This window comes from Riemerella anatipestifer ATCC 11845 = DSM 15868 (genome assembly GCF_000252855.1).
In the GTDB taxonomy this organism is placed as follows: Bacteria; Bacteroidota; Bacteroidia; order Flavobacteriales; family Weeksellaceae; genus Riemerella; species Riemerella anatipestifera.
Map to the genome: position 1 here is coordinate 1,887,971 of NC_017045.1, position 21,185 is coordinate 1,909,155.

The 21,185-nt window shown below is 36.9% G+C and carries 23 protein-coding genes and 1 riboswitch; of the genes, 13 read left to right on the forward strand and 10 right to left on the reverse strand.

Annotated elements, in window-relative coordinates:
* Positions 1–5 precede the first annotated feature (5 nt).
* Entirely contained in the window at positions 6–395 is a 390-nt protein-coding gene (locus RA0C_RS08955; RefSeq protein ID WP_004919720.1) for a DUF423 domain-containing protein, read from the forward strand.
* 85 nt (positions 396–480) lie between these two features.
* Positions 481–1,671, forward strand: coding sequence for an ADP-forming succinate--CoA ligase subunit beta (gene sucC, locus RA0C_RS08960; protein WP_004919719.1), 1,191 nt, complete (start codon positions 481–483; stop codon positions 1,669–1,671).
* A 95-nt stretch (positions 1,672–1,766) separates the two neighbouring features.
* On the opposite strand, the gene RA0C_RS08965 is transcribed toward sucC, so the two are convergent.
* From RA0C_RS08965 to RA0C_RS10585, 7 genes are all read right to left on the reverse strand, one after another.
* A complete protein-coding gene (locus tag RA0C_RS08965; RefSeq protein WP_004919717.1) occupies positions 1,767–3,014 on the reverse strand; it encodes a serine hydrolase domain-containing protein in 1,248 nt (415 codons plus the stop codon).
* Between the two features lie 11 nt (positions 3,015–3,025).
* Positions 3,026–3,958 carry a 2-hydroxyacid dehydrogenase gene (locus RA0C_RS08970; RefSeq protein WP_004919714.1) on the reverse strand — a complete coding sequence of 311 codons (933 nt, stop codon included), beginning with the start codon at positions 3,956–3,958 and terminating at the stop codon, positions 3,026–3,028.
* 6 nt (positions 3,959–3,964) lie between these two features.
* Positions 3,965–4,474, reverse strand: coding sequence for an acyl-CoA thioesterase (locus tag RA0C_RS08975; RefSeq protein ID WP_004919712.1), 510 nt, complete (start codon positions 4,472–4,474; stop codon positions 3,965–3,967).
* Between the two features lies 1 nt (position 4,475).
* Positions 4,476–5,156, reverse strand: a complete 681-nt coding sequence (locus RA0C_RS08980; protein WP_004919709.1) for a hypothetical protein — start codon at positions 5,154–5,156, stop codon at positions 4,476–4,478.
* Between the two features lie 93 nt (positions 5,157–5,249).
* Positions 5,250–6,407, reverse strand: a complete 1,158-nt coding sequence (locus RA0C_RS08985) for a trans-sulfuration enzyme family protein (RefSeq protein WP_004919707.1) — start codon at positions 6,405–6,407, stop codon at positions 5,250–5,252.
* A gap of 12 nt (positions 6,408–6,419) precedes the next feature.
* Positions 6,420–7,958: an ACT domain-containing protein gene (locus tag RA0C_RS10580; RefSeq protein ID WP_004919705.1), complete on the reverse strand. Its 1,539-nt coding sequence runs from the start codon at positions 7,956–7,958 to the stop codon at positions 6,420–6,422.
* A gap of 21 nt (positions 7,959–7,979) precedes the next feature.
* A complete protein-coding gene (locus RA0C_RS10585) occupies positions 7,980–8,918 on the reverse strand; it encodes an alpha/beta fold hydrolase (protein ID WP_013447133.1) in 939 nt (312 codons plus the stop codon).
* 60 nt (positions 8,919–8,978) lie between these two features.
* A riboswitch (SAM riboswitch) is annotated at positions 8,979–9,084 on the reverse strand.
* 135 nt (positions 9,085–9,219) lie between these two features.
* On the opposite strand from RA0C_RS10585, the gene RA0C_RS09000 reads away from it, so the two are divergent.
* The 4 genes from RA0C_RS09000 (at position 9,220) to RA0C_RS09015 (ending at position 11,993) form a co-directional block, all read left to right on the forward strand.
* Positions 9,220–10,203, forward strand: a complete 984-nt coding sequence (locus tag RA0C_RS09000; protein ID WP_013447134.1) for a D-alanine--D-alanine ligase — start codon at positions 9,220–9,222, stop codon at positions 10,201–10,203.
* A gap of 6 nt (positions 10,204–10,209) precedes the next feature.
* Entirely contained in the window at positions 10,210–10,668 is a 459-nt protein-coding gene (gene coaD / locus RA0C_RS09005) for a pantetheine-phosphate adenylyltransferase (protein WP_013447135.1), read from the forward strand.
* Between the two features lie 28 nt (positions 10,669–10,696).
* Complete coding sequence (locus RA0C_RS09010; RefSeq protein ID WP_013447136.1) at positions 10,697–11,314, forward strand: trimeric intracellular cation channel family protein; 618 nt, start codon at positions 10,697–10,699, stop codon at positions 11,312–11,314.
* A 139-nt stretch (positions 11,315–11,453) separates the two neighbouring features.
* A complete protein-coding gene (locus RA0C_RS09015) occupies positions 11,454–11,993 on the forward strand; it encodes an IS1096 element passenger TnpR family protein (RefSeq protein WP_004919693.1) in 540 nt (179 codons plus the stop codon).
* A gap of 106 nt (positions 11,994–12,099) precedes the next feature.
* On the opposite strand, the gene RA0C_RS09020 is transcribed toward RA0C_RS09015, so the two are convergent.
* On the reverse strand, positions 12,100–13,347 hold the full coding sequence (locus tag RA0C_RS09020) for an exo-beta-N-acetylmuramidase NamZ family protein (RefSeq protein ID WP_014411354.1): 1,248 nt from the start codon (positions 13,345–13,347) through the stop codon (positions 12,100–12,102).
* Here RA0C_RS09020 and RA0C_RS09025 point away from each other — a divergent pair.
* From RA0C_RS09025 to RA0C_RS09040, 4 genes are all read left to right on the forward strand, one after another.
* Positions 13,335–14,564, forward strand: a complete 1,230-nt coding sequence (locus RA0C_RS09025; RefSeq protein ID WP_013447139.1) for an ABC transporter permease — start codon at positions 13,335–13,337, stop codon at positions 14,562–14,564. The two genes, RA0C_RS09020 and RA0C_RS09025, sit on opposite strands and share 13 nt — an antisense overlap.
* A gap of 47 nt (positions 14,565–14,611) precedes the next feature.
* On the forward strand, positions 14,612–15,442 hold the full coding sequence (gene prmA / locus RA0C_RS09030; protein WP_004919686.1) for a 50S ribosomal protein L11 methyltransferase: 831 nt from the start codon (positions 14,612–14,614) through the stop codon (positions 15,440–15,442).
* Positions 15,443–15,475: 33 nt separating this feature from the next.
* Entirely contained in the window at positions 15,476–16,486 is a 1,011-nt protein-coding gene (locus RA0C_RS09035; RefSeq protein ID WP_004919683.1) for an NAD(P)H-dependent glycerol-3-phosphate dehydrogenase, read from the forward strand.
* Between the two features lie 191 nt (positions 16,487–16,677).
* Positions 16,678–17,175 carry a GNAT family N-acetyltransferase gene (locus RA0C_RS09040; protein WP_004919681.1) on the forward strand — a complete coding sequence of 166 codons (498 nt, stop codon included), beginning with the start codon at positions 16,678–16,680 and terminating at the stop codon, positions 17,173–17,175.
* 44 nt (positions 17,176–17,219) lie between these two features.
* Here the strand turns inward: RA0C_RS09040 and RA0C_RS09045 are convergent, their stop codons facing one another.
* On the reverse strand, positions 17,220–17,504 hold the full coding sequence (locus RA0C_RS09045; protein ID WP_004919680.1) for a rhodanese-like domain-containing protein: 285 nt from the start codon (positions 17,502–17,504) through the stop codon (positions 17,220–17,222).
* Positions 17,505–17,597: 93 nt separating this feature from the next.
* Between RA0C_RS09045 and queG the strand changes: the two genes are divergently transcribed.
* Both queG and RA0C_RS09055 read left to right on the forward strand, forming a co-directional pair.
* Positions 17,598–18,536: a tRNA epoxyqueuosine(34) reductase QueG gene (queG, locus tag RA0C_RS09050; protein ID WP_004919678.1), complete on the forward strand. Its 939-nt coding sequence runs from the start codon at positions 17,598–17,600 to the stop codon at positions 18,534–18,536.
* A 232-nt stretch (positions 18,537–18,768) separates the two neighbouring features.
* Positions 18,769–19,446, forward strand: a complete 678-nt coding sequence (locus RA0C_RS09055; RefSeq protein ID WP_004919676.1) for a TIGR02117 family protein — start codon at positions 18,769–18,771, stop codon at positions 19,444–19,446.
* A gap of 3 nt (positions 19,447–19,449) precedes the next feature.
* Here the strand turns inward: RA0C_RS09055 and RA0C_RS09060 are convergent, their stop codons facing one another.
* Positions 19,450–20,280, reverse strand: coding sequence for a M23 family metallopeptidase (locus RA0C_RS09060; protein ID WP_004919674.1), 831 nt, complete (start codon positions 20,278–20,280; stop codon positions 19,450–19,452).
* 205 nt (positions 20,281–20,485) lie between these two features.
* Between RA0C_RS09060 and RA0C_RS09065 the strand changes: the two genes are divergently transcribed.
* Positions 20,486–21,181: an outer membrane beta-barrel protein gene (locus RA0C_RS09065; protein ID WP_013447140.1), complete on the forward strand. Its 696-nt coding sequence runs from the start codon at positions 20,486–20,488 to the stop codon at positions 21,179–21,181.
* Positions 21,182–21,185: the final 4 nt, after the last annotated feature.

Sequence of the window (21,185 nt, forward strand, 5' to 3'; positions counted from 1 at the left end):
AAAGTATGAAAACATTTACACTCATTGTAGGAGGTATCTATGGACTAACGTCTGTGATTTTAGGAGCTTTTGGGGCTCATGCTTTCAAAAAGATTTTAAGCGTAGAAAAATTGGCAAGTTTTGAAACAGGAGTAAAGTATCAAATGTACTCTGCTCTATTTCTTTTAGTAATTGGTTTTTTTCTAAAATTCGATAATGGATTAGAAAAGTGGACATCATTGCTAATGATAATAGGGACTTTTTTATTCTCTGTGAGTATTTATTTCTTGGCTTTTCAAGAAGTTTGGGGCGTTAGTTTGAGATTTTTAGGTCCTGTTACACCATTAGGAGGGTTGTGTATGATTATCAGTTGGGCAATGCTCATTATGTTAGTAGCAAGGGCTAAAGTAGGGTAAACAAAAAAGATTTCTATCTTCCAAAGATTTTCTTTAAATTTGTAACTGTTTATAAAATCGTAAAATTTAATACAAAAATATATTTATGAATCTTCACGAGTATCAATCAAAAGAGATTTTAGCGAAATACGGCGTTAGAGTACAAAGAGGTATAGTAGCTAGCACCGTAGAGGAAGCAAAAAAAGCAGCAGAACAGCTTTCTGCAGAAACAGGAACTAAAGCGTGGGTAGTAAAAGCTCAGGTACACGCAGGTGGTAGAGGTAAAGGTGGAGGTGTTAAGTTTTCTCCTAACATGGAAAAGTTAGAAGAAAACGCAAGAAACATCATCGGAATGCAGTTAGTAACGCCTCAAACTTCTGCTGAAGGTAAAAAAGTACACTCTGTACTTATTGCAGAAGATATGTATTATCCTGGAGATTCTGAACCAAAAGAATACTATGTTTCTGTACTTTTAGATAGAGCTAAAGGAAAGAATATGATTGTATATTCTACAGAAGGTGGTATGGATATAGAGCAAGTGGCAGAAGAAACTCCACACCTTATCCATAACGAAGAGGTAGATCCTGCTTTAGGATTACAACCTTTCCAAGCTAGAAAGATTGCATTTAATCTAGGTCTAGAAGGAGAAGCTTTCAAGGATTTTGTAAAATTCATTACAGCTCTTTATAATGCTTATGTAGGTATTGATGCTTCTTTATTTGAAATCAACCCTGTTCTTAAAACTTCAGATAACAAAATCGCTGCAGTAGATGCTAAAGTAACTTTAGATAATAATGCACTTTTCCGTCATAAAGATTTAGCTGAATTAAGAGACAAAAGAGAGGAAGACCCTACAGAAGTTGAAGCTGGTGAAGCTGGATTAAACTTCGTTAAGCTAGACGGTAACGTAGGTTGTATGGTAAATGGAGCTGGTTTAGCAATGGCTACTATGGATATCATTAAACTTTCTGGAGGTAACCCTGCTAACTTCCTAGATGTAGGTGGTACTGCAGATGCTGAAAGAGTAGAAAAGGCATTTGGTATTATCCTTAAAGACCCTAATGTAAAAGCAATTCTTATCAACATCTTTGGTGGTATTGTAAGATGTGATAGAGTGGCACAAGGTGTAGTAGATGCTTACAAGAGCTTCGGAGAACTTCCAGTACCTCTTATCGTAAGATTACAAGGAACTAATGCTGAAGAAGCTAAGAGATTAATCGACGAATCTGGACTACCAGTACATTCTGCAATTACTCTAGAAGAAGCAGCAAACAAAGTAAAAGAGGTATTAGCTTAATTAAAAAAGAAAATACTTTTAAAATATAAAAAAGACCAGTTCTAAATGAACTGGTCTTTTTGGTTTATTATTATTAAATATTAAATCACTATTTATTATTGTAATGAATCGCTTGAAGATGAAAGAGGAGCATTAGGTGCATTTGGCATCATCTCCTTTTTTAGAATTTCTGTTTCCAACGGGAAATCATCAAACAAACCAGATAACGCAACCGCTGAATAGACTCTTCTAGAAAATTTATTACCTATCGCAATAATACTTACCTTAGAATCTAAAAGATGTACAAACACAGAGTTAGAGCCGTGCCACCAACCATTGTGGTAAGTCAGTTTTTTATTATTATCAAAGTTTTTCATTCTAAACCCTAAGCCGTAATTGTTAATCCCTTTTTTCTCATTACTATAAGGTGTGAAGATCTTTTCTTTTAAATCCGAAGGTAAAAACTCTTCAGAGAACATCGCTTGCGAAAACTTTAACAAATCTCTAGGAGTGGTATAAATGTTTTTATCTCCGTAGATAAGGTCTAAATTGTTAAGAGGATACAACTTGTTATTTTTATAATAGAACGATTGTGCCGCCGTGGCAATATCCTTTTGCTGAAATACAAAGGTATGCTTCATTTCAAGAGGTGCAAACAGCATTTCCTTCATTGCGGTAGGATAATCTTTTTGAGTAACCTTCTCTATAATAAGAGCTAGTAGAGCGTAGTTGGTGTTACAGTACATAAACCCTGTACCAGTAGATCTAGCTAGTTCTGGTTTATATCTAATAAGTAGATTTAGAACATCTTGATTAGTTAAAAAAGACTGTGATAACTCTTTAGGTTTAGGTTCTAAAGTTTCAATAAAATGCTCATACTTTGGGAGTCCACTTCTATGGCTAAGTAAATCTATAACTCTGATATTAACATATGGAAACTTTGGAAAAAAAGTAGTAATATCTTGGTCTAGTTTTATTTTTTTTGCTTCTATCAGCTTCATAATCGCCATTGCTGTCATCGTCTTAGAAATAGAAGCAATGTGTAAAGGTGTATTCTGATTGATGGGCATCTGTTGGTTCTCTCTGCCATAGCCCCTGTATTTTTCAAAAATTATATTATCGCCTTTAGCGATTAAAATTCCTCCACTTAAATCACCTCCCACCCAAGTGTTTTGGTAATATTCTTGCAAAAGGTTTTTTAGAGAATCTTCATTAGCTACCGAATTATCCTCTTTTGTAAAAATATCCTCCGCATCTACCTTAGAAAAATGAGGTAAATTGGTTTTAACCTCCTCATTACTTTCTTGTTTTTTAGAACAAGAGAATGTTAGCAATCCACACGCAATAATCCACCACCATTTCATATTTTAATCTATTATTTTTTAAACTTTGCTAAAATCTTATCTACAATCACTTGGGCTAATTTTATCTTACTTTCGTGCGTCCAACCTGCAATATGAGGCGTAACAATCACTTTATCCGAGTTTAAAAGAAAAGCTAAATCTTCATTCTGAATTTCTAAGTTTTCAAAAGAGCTTTTTTCATATTCTAAAACATCTAGACAAGCTCCTTTTATCTTACCGCTTTTAAGTGCCGAAACTACATCTGCAGTTACCACATTCTTCCCTCTAGCTGTATTGATGAGATAAAAATTCTTCTTCATTTTTTGAATAGAATCAGCATTAAGCCAGCCTATGGTATCCTCTGCTAGAGGTAAATGAAGACTTAGAATATCCGCTTTTTCTTGTAATACTTCTAACGGAACTTGTTGGGCGTATTGGTCTGACAAGTTAGGTTTAATATCGTGAAATATCACCTCGCACCCAAAACCTGATAGCCTTTGAGCTAAGGCTTTTCCCATATTACCATATCCTATAATACCTACCGTCTTATCTTTAATTTCTTCCCCTCGGTTTTCCTCTCGCTTCCAAATACCTTTTTTGATCTCTTCCGATGAAATAAACAAACGATTCATCAGTACCAAAAGACAGCCTAAACTGTGTTCTGCTACCGCATCTCGGTTACCTTCTGGAGAATTGAAAAGACAAACACCCAATTCTTCTGCCTTTTCGGCATCTATATTTTCCATTCCTGCCCCTACTCTAGCAATCCATTTTAGATTTTTAGCTTGAGTTAAAAAACGAGCGTCTAGCGGAATTCTACTCCTAATAATCACACCCTCGTAAGGTTCTATTTTATCTAAAATTTCTTCGTAAGAAGAAGTAATATCCTCATCTATTATAAACCCATTAGCCGTGAGCTGCTCCGTGATAAGAGGGTGATTTTTATCTAGTTGTAAAACCTTCATAAATGATTAAATGAATAGTTTTTTTAGCTCTACAGAATCTTGAGCCTTCATTCTTCCAGACAGGATAAGGGAAAGTTCTTTTCTTCTAAGAGCCGCCATATAACGCTCTTTCTCTATATCCGTTTCTGGTTCTAACTCTGGGATAGGCACAGGCTTATTGAACGCATCTACCGCTACAAAGGTGTATATTCCTTCGTTGGTATGCACTTTTTTCTGTGTAATAGGGTCGTCCATCCATACATCTACATAAACCTCCATAGAAGTAGAAAATGCACGCGTTACTTTGGACTCCAAAACCACCACACCTCCTTCTGGAATAGGGTGATTAAAAGAAACGTGGTTTACCGAAGCCGTTACTACCCTCCTTCCGCAATGTCTAGAGGCTGATATAGAAGCACATCTATCCATTTTAGAGAGGAGCTCTCCTCCAAATAAATTTCCCAAATGATTGGTTTCGTTTGGGAGTACAATATTAGTCATTACCGTAAGGCTATCTTTAGGCGTTTTTTTCGTCATATTATTTTAAATTGTTAGCTGGTAAAGAGTCTTGCTTTAAACTATCTATTACCAAAGTATCATTAGTCTTAGTTGTTTTTACAGGCTGAGATGGAGTGGTCTTTTGAGTTTTATCTTTTTCAAAACTTTTCACACCGAATAAAATGTCAGGGTGATAGAAATTCAAATATCCCAATATCCCCGCTGGAATAATCAAAATGAGTAGCCAAAGCACCACTTTCCAAGCATTAGATTTCTTGGGTTGAGAAGGTTGGGTTTCTTTTTGGGAACTCATTTCAGAAAGATTGATTGCTTCTAGCCCATAGACATCAGGCGAATCTAAATAAATCCGTTGTCCTACAAAAGAAAACCCTTGAGCATCTGAATTAAATGCCCCTAGAGCTTCTACCTCAAAAGATTCTCTTGCTTCTATTTTTTTCTTCCAATAGTCTGTTTGTGTTTTTATTTCAAAGTCAGCCGTTTGGGAACTGATGCCTTTAATCTGAGCCACAAAATTGACGAAACTATTCTCTTTTAAAAGGTAGTTCTTTTCTAGTACAATCTGCTTAGCAGGAGGCAGTATATGACCGTCTTCGTTGCTGATAATTGCACCAGAGTACTTTAAAGAAAAAACACCAAAGTGAGGCACAGCTACACTGCCTTGAGTTTTAAGAGCCTCTAAAATACAATTTGCTATATTCATTATGGAGGCAAAGTTATACTTTTTTTGGCAAAAAGAAGAGGTCACTCCATAAATATTGGAATGACCTATTGAATGTGATAATACTTTAAATATTTAATTTAAGGCTTGTTTTAAATCAGAAATGATGTCTTCTACATTTTCTAAACCTACACTACAACGCACCAATCCTGGTGTAATGCCTACTTCTAAACGGTCTTCTTCGGTGAGTTTAGAATGGGTGGTAGAGGCAGGGTGGGTTACAATAGTTCTAGTATCTCCCAAATTAGGCGATAGTGAGCATAACTTTATCTTGTTGAGGAAGTTTCTACCTCCTTCAATACCACCCTTAACTTCAAATGCTACAATATTACCACCGTGTTTCATTTGTTTTTTAGCGATTTCGTAGCTTGGGTGTGAGGGTAGAAAAGGATATTTTACTAAGGAAACTTTAGGGTGTTGTTCTAGGAATTCTGCTACTGCTAGAGCGTTTTCGCAATGTTTCTCTAAACGAACAGCTAAAGTTTCTAAACTCTTACTAAGTACCCACGCATTAAACGGAGATAAAGACGGTCCTGTATTCCTAGAGAAGAGATAGATTTCTCTAATCAGTTCTTTTTTTCCAACTACAATGCCCCCTAACACACGCCCTTGTCCGTCTATCATTTTGGTAGCAGAGTGTATGACTAAGTCGGCTCCGTAAGTGATAGGTTGCTGTAAATAAGGGGTGGCAAAACAGTTATCTACTACAAAAATAAGATCGTGCTTTTTAGCAAAATTGCCAAAAAACTCTAAGTCTAAAATCTCAATCGCAGGGTTGGTAGGTGTTTCTAAATAGAGAAAGCGGGTGTTAGGTTTTAGATACTTTTCTAGCTCTACTTCATCGGCTTTAAAGTAAGTGGTTTCTACATTCCATTTTGGGAAATGGATCTTAAATAAATAGTGTGTAGAACCAAACACCGACTGGCAACTCAAAATATGGTCGTTAGGTTTTAGCAAAGCGTTAAACGAAGCAAAAACAGCAGCCATACCCGAAGCAAAGGCATATCCTGCCTCGGCACCTTCCATTTGTACTATCTTTTCAGTAAACTCATTGGTGTTAGGGTTACTGTAACGGCTATATATATTATGTTCTACCTCTTCTGCAAAGGCGGCACGCATCTGTTCGGCATCTTCAAAAACAAAGCTAGAGGTAAGATACAATGGCACTGAATGCTCCTGAAAATCAGTCCTAGCGATTTGATTTCTGATGGCTTGGGTTTCAAAGTTTTTCATATTATAAAGTCTTTATTTGGTTTCACTTAGTCTTAAAATATCACCAAAGACACCTCTGGCAGTTACCTTAGCACCAGCACCAGCACCCATAATAACGATAGGGTTTTCGCCGTAGCTTTCGGTATAGATTTCAAAGATAGAATCAGAGCCTTTAAGCTGTCCTAACGCAGAATGGGCAGGTACTGAAACAAGTTTTACATCAAGTACACCTTTGTCTTCTCTTAGGTTGCCGTGCAAATCACCTACATAACGCAGAACATAGCCTGTTTCTTGGTTGTCTTTAATCTTTTGATAGGCATCATCTAGCTCATTTAGTCTTGAAATGAAATCTTCTTTACTAATATCAGAAAGGTTTTCAGGAATGAGGTTTTGGATATTGATGTCCTCAAATTCATTTACTAAGTCTAGTTCTCGTGCTAAGATTAGCAGTTTTCTAGCCACATCATTTCCTGAAAGGTCTTCCCTTGGGTCAGGCTCGGTAAAGCCTTTTTCCATGGCTTCTTTAATAATAGTAGAAAAGGCATCTCCTCTTACTGAAAAATTATTAAATATATAGCTAAGCGACCCCGAAAATACCCCTTTAATACGTGTAATGTCTTCGCCAGAAAGATGAAGGAGCTTAATGGTATCTATCAATGGTAACCCTGCTCCTACATTGGTTTCGTAGAGGTATTTCTTTTTGTTTTTTTCTAGGGCACGTCTTAGTTTTTTGTATTCTCCAATCGGAAGAGTATTGTAAATTTTGTTGGAAGAAACCAAATCAAAACCTTGTTCCGCTAGTTCTAGATAGTTTTTTACAAAGTCTTTACTAGCGGTATTGTCCACAGCAATTAGATTTTCAAATTGATGCTCTTTCACAAATTGAAATAAATCTTCCAAAGTATTTTGGGTACTAGCAAATCTCACTTTTTGTCGCCAATCGCTTCCGAAGCCCCCTTTGTTAAAAACAATATTTTTAGAGTTGGCTATCGCTACGATTTTAAGGTCTATCCGCTTTCGTTGCAAAATATCGTAAGCAGAATCTAAGATTTGCTCTATCAAAGTACCGCCCACATTACCATGCCCAAACAATACTAAATGTACCGCTTTAGGTTTGCCATAAAGTTCGGTTTCTATAATGTTTTTGGTTTTTTCGGCTTGGTTGGTCGCTACTACAATGTTTACACGCCCCGCCGAAGCCACTTGGTTAAGAAGTAACGGGAAAATTTTGTTACGCTGGAGTTCGGTAAGTATTTTGTTGAAATCAGACGTTACCAGACCAATGACAGTAATACCATCTACACTATAAATTTGGCTTACAATCCCTTGGTTAATTTCATTTTTAAACTCTTCTTTTAGGCATTGTACTGCATCTTCGGCATTGCTTTCATCTACGAGTACAGAGATGCCGTTTTCTATAGCCTGTTGAGAGATAACACCAACGCTAATGTTGGCTCTATTAAGAGCGTTAAATATACGAGAGTCTATCCCTATTTGACCTAGAAAGTCCTTGCCTTCAAAATTGATGATGGCTTTGTTTGGATATATGTTAAGGTTTTCTTGATTAGGCATAATATAATTTTTTAAGTTGATTTAATATTTAATAATTGATTTGAATATATGTTTCATTTGTTCGTATTCCATAAGGAAGGCATCGTGCCCGTGTACCGATTTTATTTCGTGGTAGTAGGCATTAGCATTATTGTTTCTTAAAAGTTGATAGGTTTCTTCAATCTCAAAGGCAGGGAAAAATAAATCGCTATCCACCGCTACCAAATGGAATTCTGTTTTTATTTCAGTTAACGAAGACTCATCAACCGCAATGGTGGTTAGCAGATGGTTCATTAGTAAATAAGCCTTTAGAGTAAACCTTGCATTAAGGCTTTCTCCGTGGAAATTGAGCCATTCGTGAGATTGCAGTAGGTCAGTATCGTCTCCTTTTTGTCTTTTGAATCTTTTATTGAGTGAAAAGGGAGTTCTATAACAAAGCATTGCGTGAGTTCTCGCTTTTTGTAGAGGTTTTTCGCCGTTCTCTAGGAGGTATTTCTGAACTAAGCATTGGGCATTCAGCCAATCGGTCGTTTTAAAATCCGAGGCTACAGGCACAAATACTTTGGATAAGTTTTTATTAAGATTGAGCATTTCCCAACCTATAGCACCACCGATGGAGCCACCTATAAGATAGTCTAATTGTTTAATTTTAAGTTGTTCTAACCCTAAAAGGAATAGCTGAGCCACATCTTGAGTAGTGAAGGCTTGTGGATTATCAATAAAGAAATCATTATAACCATTACCAGGGATATTAAAACAGATGACTGTGAGTTTGTTGGTATCAATGGTTTTTCCTGCTCCCACCAAATCTTGCCACCAACCTTTTGTTCCTGCCACATTAGAGTTTCCCGTTAGAGCATGATTGATGAGTACAATAGGAGCTGTATGTAAAGGCAACCCAAATAGCTCATAGCTAAGCGAGATATCCGTACTATATCTAGTAGTTGTTAAATAGTCTTTAATTTTGAGGTGATGCAACATTCTTTTATTATAAGTTTTAAATAACTGAAATGTTGCCAAGAAATAAGAGGTCTTTTCTTGATGTTATCTATCCAAAAAACTTTGGTAGAATTTAGCACCTTCTTCCGTTAAGGAAGGGTTGCCAAGGTTTCACAGGGTCTATTCCCTCCACCTTTCTTGATAACATTTCCTAGTTTTTCAATGAACTAATACAGAGCAAAGATAGACTATTTTTTGTTTTAAACAATATTTTCAACGAAAAAATAAAACCTTGCGTTTAAAATTAACTAACTTTGCATCCAACTTTTATTTATAGATTCTGATGAGCAAAAAAAATATAGCCGTAGTTATGGGCGGATACTCCGATGAGTACAAAGTTTCCCTAAAAAGTGGACAACTAATTTACGACTCTTTAGACCGTGATTTATATAATGTCTATAAAGTGGTAGTTCTTAAGGAAGGTTGGTTTTATTTAGACGAAAATGAGGCTAAACTACCAATACAAAAAGGAGATTTTTCTGTAAATCTACCTAGTGGAGAAGTACTGCGTTTTGATGTTTGTTTTAATACCATTCACGGGACACCAGGTGAAAATGGTGTGTTACAGGCATATTGGGACGCTATTGGTCAAAAATATACAGGGTGTGATTTTTACCAAAGTGCACTTACCTTTAATAAAAAAGATACTTTGGCTGTATTAGCAAAGTATGGTATTCCGTCTGCTAAAAGTTTCTACATAAAAAAAGGAGAGGCTTATGATAAAGATAAAATTATCAACGAGTTAAAACTGCCTCTATTTGTAAAGCCTAATCAAAGTGGTTCTTCTTTAGGAATTTCTAAGGTAAAAGAGGTTTCGGAGTTTGAAGCAGCTTTAGAAAAAGCATTTTTGGAAGACGATGAGGTTTTAGTAGAAAGTTTCTTAGACGGTATGGAGGTATCTGTGGGTGTGCTAGATTATAAAGGTGAGACTATTGTTTTAGGCATTACAGAAATTATCCCAGAAACAGAATTTTTTGATTACGAAGCAAAGTATCAAGGAGCGTCTCAAGAGATTACACCAGCAAGGCTAGATGAGGCTACTAGATTAAGAGTAGAGGAAGTTGCAAAAAGAGCTTATAACTCTTTAGGAATGAAAGGGTTTTCTAGAAGTGAATATATTATTATGAACGGTGTGCCTTATATGCTAGAAATGAATACTAACCCTGGGTTTTCACCTGCGAGTATCCTTCCTCAACAAGCGAGAATTTACGGTATCTCCATTAAAGATTTGTGCGGAAACGAGGTAGAAAAAGCGCTAGCAAAATAATAAAATATGAAAGTAGCTGTATTTCCAGGGTCTTTTGACCCTATTACTCTAGGTCATTATGATATTATAGAACGAGCGTCTAAACTTTTTGACCGTCTCATTATTGCTATTGGGCAAAACTCTCAAAAACATTATATGTTTCCACTAGAAAAAAGGATAGAGTTTATAGAAAAATCGGTGTCTCATTTTGGGAATGTAGAGGTGGATTCGTTTGAAGGGCTTACGGTGGATTACTGTATGGAGAAAGACGCTCAGTTTATTCTAAGAGGATTAAGAAATCCTGCCGATTTTGAGTTTGAAAAAGCCATCGCACATACAAATAGAACTTTGGCACACAAAAAGTTGGAAACGGTTTTCCTTTTAACATCTTCGGGTAAATCGTTTATTAGCAGTAGTATTGTAAGAGAAATTATAAGCCATGGCGGTGAGTACGAACTCTTAGTGCCAGATGCCGTAAGGGTATAAAATATTTAGTTTTATTTTTGATAAAATAATGCACGAAAATATCAATTTTTTAATAGAATTTCTAGGAACTATGTCTTTTGCTATGTCTGGTAGTTTTGCTGCAATGCAAAGAAGATTAGATCCTTTTGGGATTCTTATTATCGCTTTTGTAACTTCTGTAGGAGGTGGTACAGTGAGGGATTTACTTTTGGCTAAACCTGTATTTTGGATGCATGATTTGTGGATATGTGGTGTTATCTTTGCTACCTGTGTTATTTCAATGATTTTTAAATCTATTGAGCAAAATTTTAGGGTAACACTTTTTATATTTGATAGTTTCGGATTAGGACTGTTCACAATTATAGGAATACAGAAAGGTATGAGTTCCGAACTTCATCCTATTATATGCATTACTCTAGGTACTATTACAGGCTGTTTTGGAGGAATTATTAGAGATATTCTATTGAATAGAATTCCGTTGATATTTAGAAAAGAAATCTATGCCACAGCTTGTATATTAGGTGGAGCTACCTTTATACTGCTAGCAACCTACACTCGTTTGTCTTATCCTGTGGTTCAGATTTTTACTATTCTGCTTATTGTAACCATAAGGACTTTAGCGGTTAAATACCATTGGCAGATGCCTAAATTTTATGTTCAGGACTAATTTTTAGCACTTAAAAATAGCCCACAAAAAAGTGTTTTATAGTGAAAAAAAACTAATAAAAAAATTTCCTTCAAATATCATTTGTTTTATATTTGCGACAAATTTCTAAACAAACGAATTTAAGTAGAATTTAAGAGTTATGGTTTATAAAATCAGAGTTATTTTAGACACGAAGGATAATGTTTTTAGGGACATTGAAGTTAGAGGCAAGCAAACTTTATGGAATTTGCATAACGGTATCAAAAGTGCATTTAGTCTTCAAGGAGATGAATTGTCGTCATTCTATTTTTCGGATAATGAGTGGACGGAGCTTAATGCAATACCATTAGAAGATATGTCTGATGATGGAGATGGAGAAATTATGTCTGATGTGTACATCACGGAAGCCTTTCCTGAAAAAGGGAGCAAGATGTTATTCAAATATGGTTTTATAGACTTGTGGGAATTCTATTGTGAGCTTTTGGAAGTGATAAAAGAAAAACCAGCGGTAAATTATCCAATCACGGTGTTTAGATATGGTAATATGCCATTGAAGGCTCCTAGTAAAAACACATCATCAAAACCTACGCCTACTATGATGAGTGATGATTTTGATGACTTTGACAGCTTTGAAAATGACTTTGATGGAGATGATGATTTTAGTGATGATTTTAGTGATGACTTTTATGATGAAGATTAAATATTTTTAAAATTATAAAAAAGAGACTTCTTATTTGAAAGTCTCTTTTTTGTCAAATAGCATTAAAATAAATTTCTTTTGTGAGAAATAGTAGTAAATATAGATGCTAATCTTTATAAATAATATACTTCTGACGAATTTTCTCAAACTCTTGTAAGTCTTTTTGCCAAGATTTTTTGATTTCTGTTTCGCTTTTTCCTTGTATAATTTGAAGCCTTAGTTGGTCGGTCCCTGCCAAAGTATCAAACCAAAGATTTTTGATAAAAAACGGTTTATTAGGATTTTTATAGTTTTTATAAGCTGTAATTATCCATTCTAGATTAAGTTCTCTCAAATCTTTAGGATATTCGGAGAGGTTTTCGCCATAGCATACTTGCCCGTTAAAAGGCGGATTTTTAGCTCCAAAATTAGGCTTTGGAGTGAATTTATAACTTAATTTTTTAGTCCATGGTGAACCATAAATTTGGAAAGGATAATCAGTGCCGCGTCCTACCGAAACCTCGGCTCCTTCAAAAAAACATAGGGAAGGATATAGGTTGATAGACTTGTCATTTGGTAAGTTAGGAGAAGGGCGTCTAAGTATAGGGTAGCGTTGCTTTTTATGGTAATTTTTCATTGGGATTAAGGTGTATTTGGCTTTTATTTTATTTTTAAGCCAACCTTCGCCGTTTACCATATTACCATACTCGCCAATGGTTAATCCATAGACTATAGGGACTGGGTGCATACCCACAAAACTTGTCCATTTTTCCTTTAATACGGGTCCATCTATGTAGCCATCGTGAGGGTTAGGTCTATCTAGTACAATCACTTCTACATTATGCTCTGCGGCAGCCTCCATCACATAGGCAAGGGTTGAAATATAAGTGTAAAATCTCACGCCAACATCTTGAATATCAAAAAGAATAATATCTAAATCTTGTATTTGTTCTGCAGTTGGTTTTTTGTTTTTACCATAAAGAGAAATAATGGGAATACCTGTTTTGGTATCTACACCATTTTTTACATATTCCCCTGCATCGGCTTCGCCTCTAAAACCGTGTTCTGGAGCGAAAACTCTTCTGATGTCTATAGTGTTTTCTCTTAGGAAATCCACAATGCTAAGTGTGTCTATGGTAGTAGGATGATGTTTTTGTGGTTTCAGTACCAGTCCTGTTTGGTTGGTTACCACCCCCACTTTTTTATTTTTTAATAGAGGAAGATAAAGCTCTGGTTGGTCGGCTCCTGTTTTAAAATCAGGACAGTTGTTACCATTTTGAGCATAGTTTCTACCAGATAACCCTAAATAAATTAGGCAAATCAACAGTAAATTTTTAATTTTGAGGCTTAAATACATAGGTTTTGAAATTTCCATTATATTTTTCTAAAAAAATAGCATTCTCCAAAGATAATAAAAATAATCTTTCTAAGGTGATTGTATTTATTGGCAGATTGTCTGTCGCGTTGGGTGTCATTGTTTCTTTAATTACGGTAGCCACAGGTTTGGGAGCTAAAAAAGCTATCAAAAATAAGATGGGAGATTTTTCGGGGCATATTTCTGTGAAATCTACTAGGTCTAATTCGTCTTACAACTCTTCAGTTCTAGACTTAAAAGAAATCAATATAAATCAAATTAAGACCTTACAAGAAGTAGAAGGTATGCAGTCTTATGCATCTGTAAGTGGTATTCTTAGAACAGAAGAAAATTTCTCTGGGATTTTATTAAAAGGTGTTGGGAAAGACTTTGATGCCAAAAGATTTGAAAAGTTTTTGGTGGAAGGTAGCGTTCCGAACTTTACAGAAAAGGGATATAATAATGAGGTAATATTGCCAGAAAAAATAGCCAATGATTTAAGACTTAAACTAAACGATGAAATAGTGGCTATTTTCTCTAAAGAAGACCAAAAACCAATCTACCGAAAATTTAAAGTTAAAGGGATTTACAAAACGGATATCAAAATGATAGACGACCTGTTTATCATAGGAGATATCAACCATGTGAGGAGGATACAAAATATGGATAAAACCGCCATAGGTGGTGTAGATATTTTCCTTAAAGATATGGGAGAAATAGATGAGGTGTTTCCAAAGATTGAAGAGAAAATAGGATATAAAAACTATGCTGAAAAGATAACAGATAAGTATCCAGAAATTGTAAATTGGATTAACATTTTTGACACCAATATCGCTTTAATCATCACAATTATGTTGGTAGTTGTAGTCATCAATATCGTAATGGTGTTGCTTATTTTAATTATAGAACGCACCAATTCCATAGGGGTATTGAAAACTTTGGGAGCAAATAATGCTCAAATACGAGCCATTTTCATCAATTATACCTTACTTATCATGGTTCCTGGATTGTTGGTGGGTAATTTTATAGGATTGGGACTACTACTTTTACAAAAATGGACGGGTATTGTTCAACTCAATCCTGATAACTATTACATCAGTACCGTGCCTATAGATTTGAATCCTATTTACATTGTGGCAATTTCTTTAGGGATTTTGTTGGTGTCTGCGGTGTCACTTATTTTTCCTAGTTATTTAATTAGTAAAATATCACCAGTTAAAGCGATTAAATACAATTAAGGTACATCGGTGATTTTTCTGTACTTTTGTGGAAATAATACATTAGAATGCAATCTTATTTAGAATTCAAATTTACCATTACGCCACCGCAACCTTGGAGTGAGATTTTAATGGCAGAACTCATACATATTGGTTTTGATAGCTTTACAGAGGAAACTAACGGTATTTTAGCCTACATTCCGAAGAACGATTTGAACGAAGACGCTATAAAGTCACTCTATATTTTTGAACAAGAGGGCGTAGAGATAGATTATACCTATACCGAAATGCCTAACATCAATTGGAACGAAGAATGGGAAAAGAACTTTTCGCCCATCAATGTAGAAGATAAAGTTTACATTAGAGCGGAGTTCCACGAGCCTCAACCGTTGGATTATGAAATTATCATACAGCCTAAAATGTCTTTTGGTACGGGGCATCACGCCACTACTTACCTGATGATTCAGCAAATGTTGGAAATGGATTTTAAAGGTAAAAAAGTCTTGGATATGGGCTGCGGGACTTCAGTATTGGCAATCTTCGCTAAACTGAAAGGAGCAGGAGATACTTTAGCCATAGATATAGACCCTTGGTCGGTAGAAAATTCTAAAGAAAACGCAGAACGAAACCAAGTCAGTTTAAGGATAGAAGAAGGCACTGCCGAGAATTTAGGACAGGAAAAATTTGACATTATATTGGCAAATATCAATAGAAATATTCTCATTTCTGATATTCCAACTTATGTTTCGGTGTTAGAAAAAGGCGGTCAGTTGCTACTCTCAGGCTTATGTTTTTTTGATGTAGAAGACATTATGGAAGTTTGTACGGCACAGAACCTTACACTCAACAAAAAAGTGCAAAGAGAAGAGTGGGTAAGTCTACTTTTAGAAAAGAACTAAACGCTATATTTGTAACTCAAAATAAAGTCTATAATGGCTAAAAAAGATAAAAAATCAGCAGTTAGCGTAGGTGTTTTAGGTAGCGGAAGTTTTGCTACAGCTATAGTAAAGATGCTTCAAGAGAACTCAAAAATGGTACATTGGTGCGTTCGTAATGAGTTTGTAAAAGGAGCTATAGAACTTAGAAAACACAACCCTACTTACTTGCAATCGGTGATGTTTAACACGCGTTATCTTAATATTACTACCGATATTAATCAGCTCGTATCGGCTTGCGATGTTATCATTTTGGCAACGCCATCTATCTATTTGTCGGATAGTTTAGAGAAAATGAATTGCGATTATTCCAACAAGTTGTTTGTATCTGCTATAAAAGGGATTGTCCCTAAACACAACGATATAGTAGCACACTACCTTAGAGACCAATTTCAGATAGGATTTAGAAATCAGGCAGTAATTGCAGGACCTTGCCACGCGGAGGAAGTAGCTATGGAACGCCTTTCGTACCTTACCGTCGCTACCGTAGAAGAAGAAAATGCTCAAAAACTGAAAGATTTATTCTCGTCTAGTTATATTAAGGTGAGTACCAGTAGCGATATACTTGGCAACGAGTATAGTGCAATACTAAAGAACATTTACGCCATAGGGGCAGGTATGGCAAGCGGTTTGGGTTACGGCGACAATTTCCAAGCGGTGTATGTGTCCAACGCTATTCGTGAGATGGAAATCTTCCTAGAAGCCATTTACGAAGCTCCAAGAGATGTTAACGAAAGTGCCTATCTAGGGGACTTATTGGTAACGGCGTACTCGCTGTTTTCCAGAAACAGGTCTTTGGGAAATTTGGTGGGCAAAGGTTACACGGTAAAATCGGCGATACAATCTATGAATATGGTGGCAGAAGGCTACTACGCTGCGGCATCTATCTACAATACTGCTAAAGAAAAGGGGCTTAAACTGCCTATCATCAGCACGGTATATAATGTTCTCTACGAAGGCAAAAATGTAGAAAAACAGTTCAAAAAGCTTACGGCTAAACTAAACTAATAGGGCGTACCCCCTTTCCATCAGCCGAAAATCCCACCGCTAGGGGTCGGGCTTTCGGCTTTATCTTTACCTTTTGTTCCTAGCGAAGGCTTTGGCAGTCAAAAGATAAAGGATATCGCCTCTCTCCCTTACGCATAGCAGAGTGTTAAGATTTAGAAGTAGCAAAGTATCATATTGAAAAACGGGAATAGATGTTTCAACCAGCGAGAATAGAAAATACAGATATTATTTGGGAGATGCTTCAGCAGGGCATTAGAAGAAGAAAAGAAGACGGCAGTAACCAATGGCAAGATGGTTACCCTAATAGAAGTGTGGTAGAAAAAGATATTCGTGATGGGGTGGGCTATGTCTGGGTTCAAGGTGATGAGGTCTTGGGCTATGCCGTTCTAATGCTCAATAACGAACCAGCCTATGATAATATAGAAGGCGAATGGTTATCCAATGGAGATTACCTAGTGGTGCATCGTGTGGTAGTACACGATAGGTGCTTAGGCAAAGGGATTGCTAAGCAGATGTTCCTGTGGATAGAAGGTTGGGCGAAACAACAAAATATTTACAGTGTAAAAGTAGATACCAATTACGATAACCAACCTATGCTCCATATTTTACAGCATTTAGGCTATCAGTATTGTGGGGAGGTTTACTTTAGGGGAAGCTCTAGGAAAGCCTTTGAGAAAGTTCTAAAATAAACAAAGGTGGCTTATTGCCACCTTTGTTATGAGTTGGTAAAGGTTTAGAGATTATCTAAAACTTCCTTTAAATCGACATAGCCGCCACCATTATAGACATTGGTAAGCCCAAGGGATTTAAAATATTCTACGGCTTTGCCACTTCTGTTACCACTTCTACAAAACAAGATTACATTGCCGTCTAGGCTGGTAACTTCCTCTTTTCGGTCTTCTAATTCTCCTAATGGAATGTTTTTAGCGGCTTCTATGTTTCCGTCCATTTCTAGCTCCATAGGTTCTCTTACATCTATAAGGTGGTAATTTCCTGATTTTAATACTTCTTCAATCATAATATTGTTAAATTATAAGGTTTAGAAGCGTAAAGATAGAAGAGATTAGCACAATACCCAAATTTTAGGCATTAAATTTATACTTTTGCATCTGTGAACAAAAAAGCCCACTATACCCAGCTGATAAAAAATAAAGCCAAAGCTTTTGGCTTTCAGTCTTGTGGTATTTCGCAGGCTGCATTTTTGGAGGAGGAAGCTCCTAGGCTAGAAGCGTGGCTAAAAAAGGGTTATCACGGTAAGATGTCTTATATGGAAAACCATTTTGACAAGCGTTTAGACCCAAGGCTACTGGTGGAAGGCTCTCGCTCCGTTATTTCGTTGTCGTATAATTATTTTCCGCAAGAGGAGTTGCCCACCATAGATAACTTTAAAATATCAAAGTATGCGTATGGTAGAGATTACCACGAGGTTATTAAAGATATTTTGAGGGATATGGTTGCAGAACTTCAGGAAGAGATAGGAGCTTTTGGCTTTAGAGTGTTTGTGGACTCTGCACCTGTATTGGAACGGGCGTGGGCAAAAAAATCTGGAATTGGCTGGGTGGGGAAGAATGCCAACTTAATTTCTAAGAAAAGCGGGTCTTTCTTCTTTCTAGCCGAAATTATTTGCGATTTGGAGCTAGAGCCAGACGCTCCTACAACCGACCATTGCGGGCGTTGTACGCGTTGCATAGATGCCTGTCCTACCAATGCTATCATTAATGAAAAAATTATAGACGGCAGCCGTTGCATTTCGTATGCCACCATAGAACTCAAGGAGGAAATCCCTGTAGCGTTTAGGGATAATATGCAAGACTGGATGTTTGGGTGTGATATTTGCCAAGAGGTTTGCCCGTGGAACCGATTTTCTAAACCTCACAACCAACCTTTGTTTAATCCTAATCCTGCCCTTAAAAACTTTACTAAAAGGGAATGGAGAGAGCTCACTCAAGAGTTGTTTTCCGAGATATTTAGAAAATCACCTGTTAAAAGGACTAAGTTTGCAGGGTTACAGCGGAATATCTCTTTTTTAGACCAAGAACTACCAGACTAAAGACTAGCCACCGAGATGGTTTTGTTATGGAATAGAAAATGCTTCGGGGTGATGTGTTTTGTTTGGGCTTTGTGGTAATGGTAGGGTATGGAGGTATGGAAAGTAGGTTTCGGTGGAATGATTGGAGTTAGGAGAATGACCTTTAAATTTTTGGGGAAATGAAAGTTTTTGGAGAGAGGTGCCTGTGAATAAAATAAAAAGCTATCTTCGTGGTCTATAATTCTGATGAAAAATGAAAAAACTATTGTTCTTCCTACTAAAGACACTGGGTGTTGTGGTAGGCTTTGTGGTGGTGTATGTATTGCTAGCGCTGCTATTGCCGCTGATACCTGTTTCGGAGGAGCGGGTGAGTGAGGCGAAGACCATTCCTATTTACATCTATACCAATGGCGTCCATACCGATTTGGTGATGCCTACCCAGACGCCACTCGTTAATTGGAGCGAGGTGGTGCCTTACAAAAATACGCGTTCGCAAAACGAAAACTTACCCTATCTAGCAGTAGGCTGGGGAGATAAAGGCTTCTACCTAGATACGCCAGAATGGGCAGACTTAAAGTTTTCTACGGCGTTTAATGCGGCATTTGGGCTGGGCGAGTCGGCAATGCACTGTACTTACTACGCTAAAATGAAAGAAGGCGAAGACTGCAAGAAAATAATGCTTACAGAAACGCAATACGCTAACCTTGTTCGCTTTGTAAAGGAAAGTTTCGATACCGATGAAAGCGGCAAGACGATACTCATAGAAACCGATGCGGTGTATGGCGCTAACGACGCCTTCTACGAGGCTAAAGGCAGTTATAGTTTTATGCATACCTGCAACACTTGGGCAAATAATGGTCTAAAGGCAGCGGGGCAAAAGGCAGCACTGTGGACACCTACAGATTTCGGTATTTTCAGGCACTACCGATAGCCTCTAAAGGGTTAAAAATAACTTCGGATTAACGGGAGTACCGTTCTTGTGGACTTCGTAATGCAAGTGCGGTCCTGTGGAGCGTCCTGTATTTCCTGATTTGGCAATGGTTTCTCCTGCTTTTATCTTATCGTTAGCCTTTACCAAGACTTGCGAGAGGTGTCCGTAGAGAGTGGCTAGTCCGTTGCCGTGAGAGATAATCACGCATTTGCCGTATCCACTTTTCTCTCCTGCAAAAAGGATAGTTCCCGCAGCGGCACTTTTGATGTCTTTACCAATGCCTACCGCAATGTCTATCCCTTTATGAAATTGCATTTGCTCTGGCTCTTTTGGGGTGGTGCTGGTTTTGGTAGTGGTAGAGTCTGTATTCGCTTTAGCAGAAGGCTTTACAGAAGCCAAAGCGGTTTGGGGTGGGATAGGATTTTTTCTTTTCCCAAAATGAGACGATATATAGCCCTCCGTAGGTATGCCCAGTGGTACAGTCTGGAGTTTCTCTTGTAAATCTACCAAGTATTGGCTGTATCTGTTAGCCGTTTTGGCGAGGTAAACACTATTGTTGAGGCTGTCTTGAGCGAGGTTTTCTAGGTTAGAATTAACCACTTGCTTAGAAGCTAAGAAACGATGCAAATCCTTTACAGTCTTGTGTATAAGTCCTAAATCTTGCTTCATTTTGGAGTAGTCTACACTATCCTTTTGGGTGTTGATTTTAACGAGATTAACTTCGTAGGCTTTGTCGTCTTTTTCGGAATAGAGTTTAACTATAAAAAGCGACTGGAGTAGCATTACTAAAAATAGCCCTCCTAATATAATATATTTATTATTGATATTTTTCATTAGTGGAAAATTAAGGTTGCAAATTTAACGAGCTTTAGTCTTAATAATTGTATTTGTATATGTTAAAAAGTGATAAATTTTGGAGGTAAATATATTGTGCTTTTGGCTGTTTTTATCTTTTGTAGAAGTGGTTATAGGTGTGTTTTTTATTTGTTGTTTAAAATGTTTATCTTTGTGAGCTTTAGATTCTTAATGTCAACTTTTTATGAAGAAATGTTTATTAGGTTTAGGATTGATACCCGTATTGTTTCAGTCCCAGTATATGGATAACCTTACCTACGGTGTCAAAGTAGGCGGATTACATTCTACCATTACCAATCTTCCGGAGATGATTGTAGGGCGAGACCATAATAAAACATTATTCAGTATTGATAGCAAGGGAGCCTACGGGGCTGAAGGAGGTTTGTTTTTGAATTATAAATTACCCCATTCCAGGGTAGCCATACAGCCGGAATTTTTATATCGAAAGGCGGGCGATAGAGTGGTGTATCATAACCAGACGACGGGGCAAGAGTACACTTTGGATTTCAATTATTCTTATTTGGTATTTGGTGCTTCGCTAAAAGTATATCCTTATGAAGGGGTAAATTTTGGAGTAGGTGGGTTTTATTCCAAAAGCCTAACGCCATCAGCTTTAGAATATACCTCTAATGAAAACGGAGGGCGATACGATACCAATTACAGGCAATTTTACAGAGACGGCATTGTAGGGAAAGACGATTTTAATTTGAGTTTTTCTGTGGGGTATGAGCTGAGCCAAGCCTTTCATTTTGAAGCGAGGTATTATTTAGGCGTTGGCGATATGATTTCCAACCGAAGCACCTCTTTCCAGTTTTTGGAGAACACGAACCGAAATTCTGTGATGACGCTTTCTTTGGGGTATAACTTCAGTAATTGGTAGCACT